Genomic DNA, 7,224 nt, shown 5'->3' with positions numbered 1-7,224 from the left:
ATCCCCTCCGGGATATAGGGCTCATTGTATCTCCCCTCGATGACCAGCTTAGCAATTGTTTTGGGGTCCTTAGCATCCGTTTTGCTGGGGTGGTTGTCATCAAGCTCCTTACTACGCTTTACATGGAATGGGTTTACGAGGACTAGCTTAATGCTTTGCTCTTTTAGATATGATGCCAGGCCGAACCAGTAATGGCCGGTTGGCTCTGCGCCTACCACTATGCAGTCCTTTTGTGCTTGACCTTTTAAACGTTCAATCCATGCATAGAAATCCCTGAATCCTTCAGCACTGTTTTTCAAACTTGAATACTTTGCCCAGCTCTACTCCTCGCCAGTCGAAAGCCCTGGCGTAATGAAGCTCGCTGGCGATGTCCACTCCGATAACAATACTTCTTTCAGAAAGTTGCTTTAGTTTCTCGTTTTGTGTAAAATTCATTTGGGATGACCTCCGTTATTTTGATTGGATTCTGTTGGCCAACAGTCCTTTCAAATTGTAACGTGAGGTCTTCTTTTTGACAAAGCTCATTTTTTCCTACTACAGGAATGCTCCTTGATAGAGTTTATCTCTTCGTTCAGCGATTTTAATTGTTGTTATTTGACGGAACCTTAGGCCCTGAAATGCAAAAAATGTACTAAAGTGACAAATAAACAATTATTTCCATTCTGTTTCTCGATATTTAGTATGTTATACTTTAATTAGTATTTAATTGTTGGGGGTTATTTAATATGGCTAAAACGTCGCGCAAGGATAGCGGTTCACGACGAAGAAAAATCAGTAAGCTTCGAGTGTTCCTTTATTCACTTTTGACTATGCTTATTATAGCTGTTGCTATTGGCGGAATTATGGTATGGAAGGCAGCTGCACAGCTTCCGCAATGGGATCCCTCCTCTCTGGACAACATGAAGCAGTCTTCGGTTATTTATGATAAGGATGGAAATGAAATCGCTCAGTTACATAGTACAGTGAATAGGCTTAGCTTGAGTTCATCTCAAATTCCGGATATCGTGAAAAAAACGTTTGTTGCTGTTGAAGACAAACGTTTTTATCAGGAAATCGGAATAGATCCGATTCGAATTGTCAGTTCACTATATCAGGATTTGATCTCTGGAAGCGCCAAAGAAGGGGCCAGCACAATTACGCAGCAATTGGCCCGTAATGCCTTCATCCAAGATCCCACGGTGAAGACGCTAACGAGAAAAATTCAAGAAGTTCTTATTGCCATACAACTTGAACGCCGCTATACCAAGGATGAGATCCTTACGTTTTATCTCAATAAAATTCCTCTCGGCGAATCTTCCTATGGTATTGAGGCAGCTGCCAAAATCTATTTTGGCAAAGACGTCAGCCAGCTTGACCCGGCTCAGGTGGCACTTTTGGCGGGATTACCCCAAGCATCCAGCGGATATGATCCCTATTTTCATCCTAATGCAGCCAAGGCCAGACGCAATATAGTTCTTGGCGTTATGCGCAATGCGGGAATAATCGACGATGCACAGTACAATCAATCTATTAATGAATCTTTTTCCTATGTAGACACGATGATTAAAACATATGGCGGACCACAAAAGGCTGTTTATGCAACAGATAATTATAAGTATCCGTCTTTTGTAGATTATGTTGTCAATGAGTTGGAGAATAAATACAATTTGACTCAGGATCAAATCTTTAATGGAGGATTAAAAATTTATACAACGGTTGATCCCAAAATACAAACGGCTGCTGAAGACGCTTTTAATGACCCGGCAAATTTCCCCAAAAGTTATGATAAGACTCTTGTCCAGGGGGCGATGACAATTGTCCAACCATCGACGGGCAATATTGTGGCTATGGTTGGCGGACGGAATTATCAATTTGGAAATTTTGATCGTGCTTGGCAAGCTAAGCGCCAGCCGGGATCTACAATTAAACCTTTAGCTGTTTATGGTCCCGCCTTGGATAAGGGTGGCTATTATCCCGGGACAGTTTTGGATGATATGCCGGTAACCTTTAATTTAGGGTCCGGTCAGACTTACAGCCCTGTAGATGATGATACTTATACTTCAGGCTGGAAAGGACGGATTACAATGCGTTATGCATTGGCGCAGTCCGTTAATGTTTATGCTGTCAAGCTTTTGAGTTTAATTGGCGTGGATACTGGTTGGCAATTTGCCAGAGATAATCTTGGCTTACCTCTGACAAGTCAGGATAAGGTATTAAGTTTGGCTCTGGGAACATGTCACGTTTCGACATTGGATATGGCTTCAGCTTATGGAGTTTATACCAACAATGGAGTGCGTGTTACCAGTCATGCTATTGATAAAGTGCTTGATTCAACGGGAAAGACTATTATAACTCCGGAAATAACTCGAGAACGTGTCATGAAAGAAACCACCGCTTATTTAATCAATGATATGCTGCGCAGCGTCGTAACGAGCGGAACAGGTTATGCGGCAAAAATGGGGGATTGGGCTGTTGCCGGAAAAACAGGCACCACATCTCTGCCGCAAAGCTATGGCAATAAAAATGGTAATCCCGATGCTTGGTTTGCCGGTTATACGCCGTATTACAGCGGAGTAGTTTGGATGGGTTATGATTCTGATCCCGATGGGCAGCATTATTTGCGTCAAGTCTACGGCGGAAGCTATCCAGCTCAGATTTGGAAGAAGGTCATGACCGTCGCTCTTCAAGGGAAGAAGGTGCAGACACAGTTTTCCCGTCCCGCAGGAATTGTTAGCGGTAAAATTGATACGAAATCGGGATATTTACCAAGTTCTTTAACACCCTCGCAGTTCATTCAAACGGAAATAGCCGCTCAGGGGAATTTCCCTACTCAAGTTAGTAATATATGGGTACAGGAATATGTTGATCCCAAGAATCCAAGAGTGATAGTTCCGGCCAGTGATCCCAACAAAGTCTCGCGTGTGTTCTTATATCTTCCGGATAGAGATCCTGCCATTACTTGGCCAGCGAATGAAGCGTCTTACCGTTTGCCGGCTAAAGCGCCTTTGCCGCAGCAATTGCAGGAAGCGCCTTATTAAAACGGAAGCTATCGTTTGCCATTGGTCATCTTTTAGGCTCTGTCTTCGGACAGAGCTTATTTCCTAAAAAACCGTAAATAAATTTGAATCATCTTTGAGATCTAGGTAATTCTAAAGAATAGATAACAAAGTTGATTCGTTGTAAGTAAAAGTTTGGAAGATTATGCGGGAGGGATAAATATGCTGATCTCGTTCGGGTTTTTTGATGTTCCGGAAATGGCTATACTTTTGGTCATTGCATTAGTTATTTTTGGCCCTGGAAAACTGCCGGATATCGGTAAATCATTAGGTAAAGGAATTGCAGAATTTAAAAAAGCTTCTGAGGGAAAACCTACTGAAATGAAAGAAGACGATCAGAACAACCAGAACAACCAGAACAACCAGAACAACCAGAACAATAAACAATAGACTGATGAACAATTGGAACGTTTCCTGCCTAATCTGCGATGACAGAGCCCCACTTCAATAAGTGGTCCTTAGTAAACTTCAGGTGGGGTAGAATCCTCCTTCGCCGCTAAGTATTCCAATTGGGAAAGGCGGCTCGGCAACAATATCCACTGGACATTATTGTATCTGAACCCCGATGTTCAGCTTTGCTGAACGAGTTCACTTTAGAAAGAGAGACTATTCATAGAAATACTCAGGAAAGGAGATGGCTCATCATCGAACAAGTATTTCAGATGTTTAAAGAAGTAGCGGAAACGAATAATATTACCTTATCGGCCAAGCGTCTTCATATGAGTCAACCCAGTATCACTTTGCAGATACAGAGTCTGGAAAATGAATATGGCGCACGTTTTTTTGACCGTACGAATAAAGGGGTTACGCTGACAAAAGAAGGTGAAATCTTTTATACCCATGTTGTAAGAGTTTTGGACATTCTTTCCCACGCCAGGGAAGAGATCAATGCTGTTGCTAAAGATCAGCGCAAATTGCTTTACCTTGGGGCTACTTTAACCATTGGGGAATACATTCTCCCTAAAATTTTAGCGTTTATGTCTCAGCATCATCCTGATGTTGAGTTTAAGGTTAAGATCGCCAATACAGATAGTATTTCACAAGATATCTCGGAAAAAAAACTGCATGTTGGACTCATTGAAGGTCCTATCATTCAGTATAAGGACCTGAATGTTGAGAATTTCTGGGAGGATGAATTAGTTGTTGTGATACCGGTTTTCCATCCTTGGGGATCAAGAAATACGATATCCTTGGAAGAACTTTTATCTGAGCATCTTGTGACAAGAGAAGAAGGTTCTGGAACTCGCAAGGTCATGGAAATAGCTCTGAAGGAGAAAGGGCTTGATCCCGATCAATTGAATGTAGCCATGGAATTAGGCAGCACTCAAGCGATTAAGGAAGTCATTGTGGCGGGACTTGGAATTGCAGTTATGTCCAAGCTAACCGTCAGCAGCAACGATGATCAAAAGCATTTCAAGGCTTTAAAATTCGAAGACGGCCCCATTTATAGACCTTTCAGTATTTTGACCAATGCCCAAATTACTAAGACTAAAAAAGAACGTGCTTTAATCGATCTGCTTCATGACCATAATCAGATTGAGGATATTATAAGTAAGGATTATTATGAATTTGAGAAAAATAAGAAAAAAAAATGATATGCTAGCTTCAAAGTAAACCATTTAATATAGCTCATAAGAAGTCCTCCGCCTCAAGTGATAGCGCAGGTAGAGGGAGGATTCATAGCTGAAAATTCGAATTACGATATAAAAAACCTCCATTGGCTCTTGGCTCCTGGAGGCTTTTTTTGCGCATAATGTTCTTTGCTAAAGGCTATATCTTATTTGAGCGTTTTCAAGATGATTTTTCATGGCTAAAACGGCTTCGTCGTTACGATGCTGCGAGATGTTTTCATAGATGAGACTATGTTCTTGATAGACGGCATTTAAATTATCAATGTTCACCATACCGCTTTTGCTGATATGTTTAATGAGTTTGCGCGAAGTTTGGAGCAAATTACTTAGGATTGGATTATGGGAACATTGCGCAATTGAGAGGTGAAAATCAAGATCTAAATTAACGAAGTGTTGATAATTACGTTCAAGATATGCTCTTTTAGATTGTTCGAAAATCAATTCAAGATTATCTAAATCTTCTATAGTTGCATTAATAGCGGCTAGACGAGCCGATTCAATTTCCAGGACATTACGTACTGATATCACATGCTCCAAATTCTTATCTCCCAAGAAAAATGTCCAAGATAACGGGGTCAAAAAAAATTCTGAGCTGTCTGAGGCAATAAAAGTACCTTGTCCAGGGAGAATATTGATAAGCCCAAGCACGTTTAAGACTTTTAAAGCTTCGCGAATGGAAGTTCGCCCAACATTAAATAGGGCAGCAAGATTGCGGTCTGAGGGAAGCTTATCGCCAGGCTTCATTTTGTTTGCTAAGATTTGGTCTTCAAGAAAATTACTGAGGGTATTAGCCAGAGTTTCAACCTGGCTTGATTTTTTTTCGATTGGACTGAGATCGGCTAAGGTCTTTCCATGGAGAGATCGTTGGTTGGCAAGAAACACGTCAATATTCTTGGCAAAATCATCAGGGGGGAGCTGAAAGAGTTTAGAATCTACAGCGAAAGCTTGAGCAAGCAGTGAGGCATAATGTTCACTGTCCTTACTTAACTTTTTTTCAAGTGTCGAAAGTTTGGATATACTAAGGTGAGGCTGATTATCGTTCATTAAATAGTTATGAATAAAGGCGCTTTGCGACAGCATGAGCCGCCTTCGTAACAAAAGCATATTTTCGGGAATATGTATTGGGGTAAGATTATCCATTTGTCTTATCAAGCCTTTCTGGTGTCCTAGCAGCTGTTAGTCATCAACTGACATATTAATTATAGCAAACGTTTTAGCCAATCGTAAGAGTCCCACTTGTACAAGGGGAGTGGTTCCCTGACCGAGTTCACCCGAAATTAAAGATTGCATTATAACAATACATGAGTTAGAATAAAATTGCAAATAAAGCGGTCGACCACAAGACCGCTTTCTAAACGGAGGACAGTTTATGATCAAAAAGGCTGAAGACTTACGGGTTGAATACAGCCCAAACCTAAAAGACGGAAAAGGCACAGTAAAAATTATCAATATCCTTGAGAATAAGGATAACCATGGAACAGGCAGGCTTTTTGGAGTAAGTATTATCCCTGTAGGAGGGTCAATCGGCAAACATCAACATGTTGGAGATTTTGAAACATATTACATTCTGAAAGGCAAAGCTCTAGTCAATGATAACGGACAGGAACAAATTCTCGGTCCTGGTGATATGACGCATTGCAACGACGGAGATTATCATTCCATCGAGAATATCGGAGATTGTGATTTAGAGTATATTGCAGTGATTTTGTATACCAAACAAAAAGAACAGTAGAAGATATAGTGAAAGGATGATTTTTTATGGGTTACCCAAAGGATATTCTAACGACAAGAGCAGTTGTAAAGCACGGTAAGTATGCCGTAATTCCTCCTGACGGACTCGTTAATAATGTTGTCCCAGGAATTGAAGGCTGCCGAATCAGTATTGTCGCTTCGCCGAAAATGGGGGCTAGTTTTGTTCAATATGTGATTACTGCTGAAAAGAATGGTGGAACAACCAAGGTATTTGGTAAGCAAGCCAATGTCGAAACATTTATCTATTGCATTGAAGGGGAAGGAAACTATACTGTTGACGGTAAAGACTATAAGGCGGTTGATGGTGCCTATATTTATGCTCCGGCAGGTGTAGGTCTGGAATTTAAGAACACCAGCGAAAAGCCGATGAAGGTTCTTCTGTATAAACAAGTCTATATTCCCTGTGAAGGCATGAATCCTTATGTGTATTATGGAAACGTTAATGATATCGAATACAGAATTTATGATGAGATGGAAAACGTTTTCGTTAAAGATCTTCTTCCGGTTGATATCAATTTCGATATGAACATGCATATTCTCTCTTTCGCGCCGGGAGGATGCCATCCTTTCGTAGAGACTCATGTCCAAGAGCATGGGGCTTATATTTTGGAAGGCGAAGGCTGTTATCTCCTTGATGACAACTGGTCGATGATCAAAAAGGATGATTTCATGTGGTTCGGCCCTTATGTGGCTCAAGCGGCCTATGGTGTCGGCAGGACGAACTTTACGTACATCTATTCCAAGGATTGCAACAGAGATGTTGAGCTTTAAGTGATAATTTAGCAACTATTTTCAATATGCTCCCA

The 7,224-nt window shown here is 41.0% G+C and carries 6 protein-coding genes and 1 pseudogene; 5 read left to right on the top strand and 2 right to left on the bottom strand.

Annotated features, from left to right (window positions below):
* A pseudogene (locus DEAC_RS15970) lies at nucleotides 1–435 on the bottom strand (IS110 family transposase); the annotation flags it as partial.
* Nucleotides 436–725: 290 nt separating this feature from the next.
* Between DEAC_RS15970 and DEAC_RS15965 the strand changes: the two are divergent.
* The 3 genes from DEAC_RS15965 to DEAC_RS15955 all read left to right on the top strand — a co-directional run bounded on the left by DEAC_RS15965 (nucleotide 726) and on the right by DEAC_RS15955 (nucleotide 4,630).
* A complete protein-coding gene (locus tag DEAC_RS15965; protein WP_047811060.1) occupies nucleotides 726–3,017 on the top strand; it encodes a transglycosylase domain-containing protein in 2,292 nt (763 codons plus the stop codon).
* Between the two features lie 180 nt (nucleotides 3,018–3,197).
* The gene (gene tatA / locus DEAC_RS15960; protein WP_047811059.1) at nucleotides 3,198–3,425 is read left to right on the top strand and encodes a twin-arginine translocase TatA/TatE family subunit; all 228 of its coding nucleotides are present in this window, start codon (nucleotides 3,198–3,200) and stop codon (nucleotides 3,423–3,425) included.
* A gap of 254 nt (nucleotides 3,426–3,679) precedes the next feature.
* Nucleotides 3,680–4,630, top strand: coding sequence for a LysR family transcriptional regulator (locus tag DEAC_RS15955; protein WP_047811081.1), 951 nt, complete (start codon nucleotides 3,680–3,682; stop codon nucleotides 4,628–4,630).
* A 168-nt stretch (nucleotides 4,631–4,798) separates the two neighbouring features.
* On the opposite strand, the gene DEAC_RS15950 is transcribed toward DEAC_RS15955, so the two are convergent.
* Nucleotides 4,799–5,770 carry a FadR/GntR family transcriptional regulator gene (locus DEAC_RS15950; RefSeq protein ID WP_161796462.1) on the bottom strand — a complete coding sequence of 324 codons (972 nt, stop codon included), beginning with the start codon at nucleotides 5,768–5,770 and terminating at the stop codon, nucleotides 4,799–4,801.
* A 265-nt stretch (nucleotides 5,771–6,035) separates the two neighbouring features.
* Here DEAC_RS15950 and DEAC_RS15945 point away from each other — a divergent pair, with 265 nt between their 5' ends.
* A complete protein-coding gene (locus DEAC_RS15945; protein ID WP_047811057.1) occupies nucleotides 6,036–6,398 on the top strand; it encodes a cupin domain-containing protein in 363 nt (120 codons plus the stop codon).
* A gap of 26 nt (nucleotides 6,399–6,424) precedes the next feature.
* Entirely contained in the window at nucleotides 6,425–7,189 is a 765-nt protein-coding gene (allE, locus tag DEAC_RS15940; protein WP_047811056.1) for a (S)-ureidoglycine aminohydrolase, read from the top strand.
* The last annotated feature ends 35 nt before the right edge of the window (nucleotides 7,190–7,224 follow it).

Source organism: Desulfosporosinus acididurans, assembly GCF_001029285.1.
In the GTDB taxonomy this organism is placed as follows: domain Bacteria; phylum Bacillota; class Desulfitobacteriia; order Desulfitobacteriales; family Desulfitobacteriaceae; genus Desulfosporosinus; species Desulfosporosinus acididurans.
The sequence above is the reverse complement of the archived record's forward strand: the minus strand, read 5'-3'. Positions and strand labels throughout refer to the sequence as shown.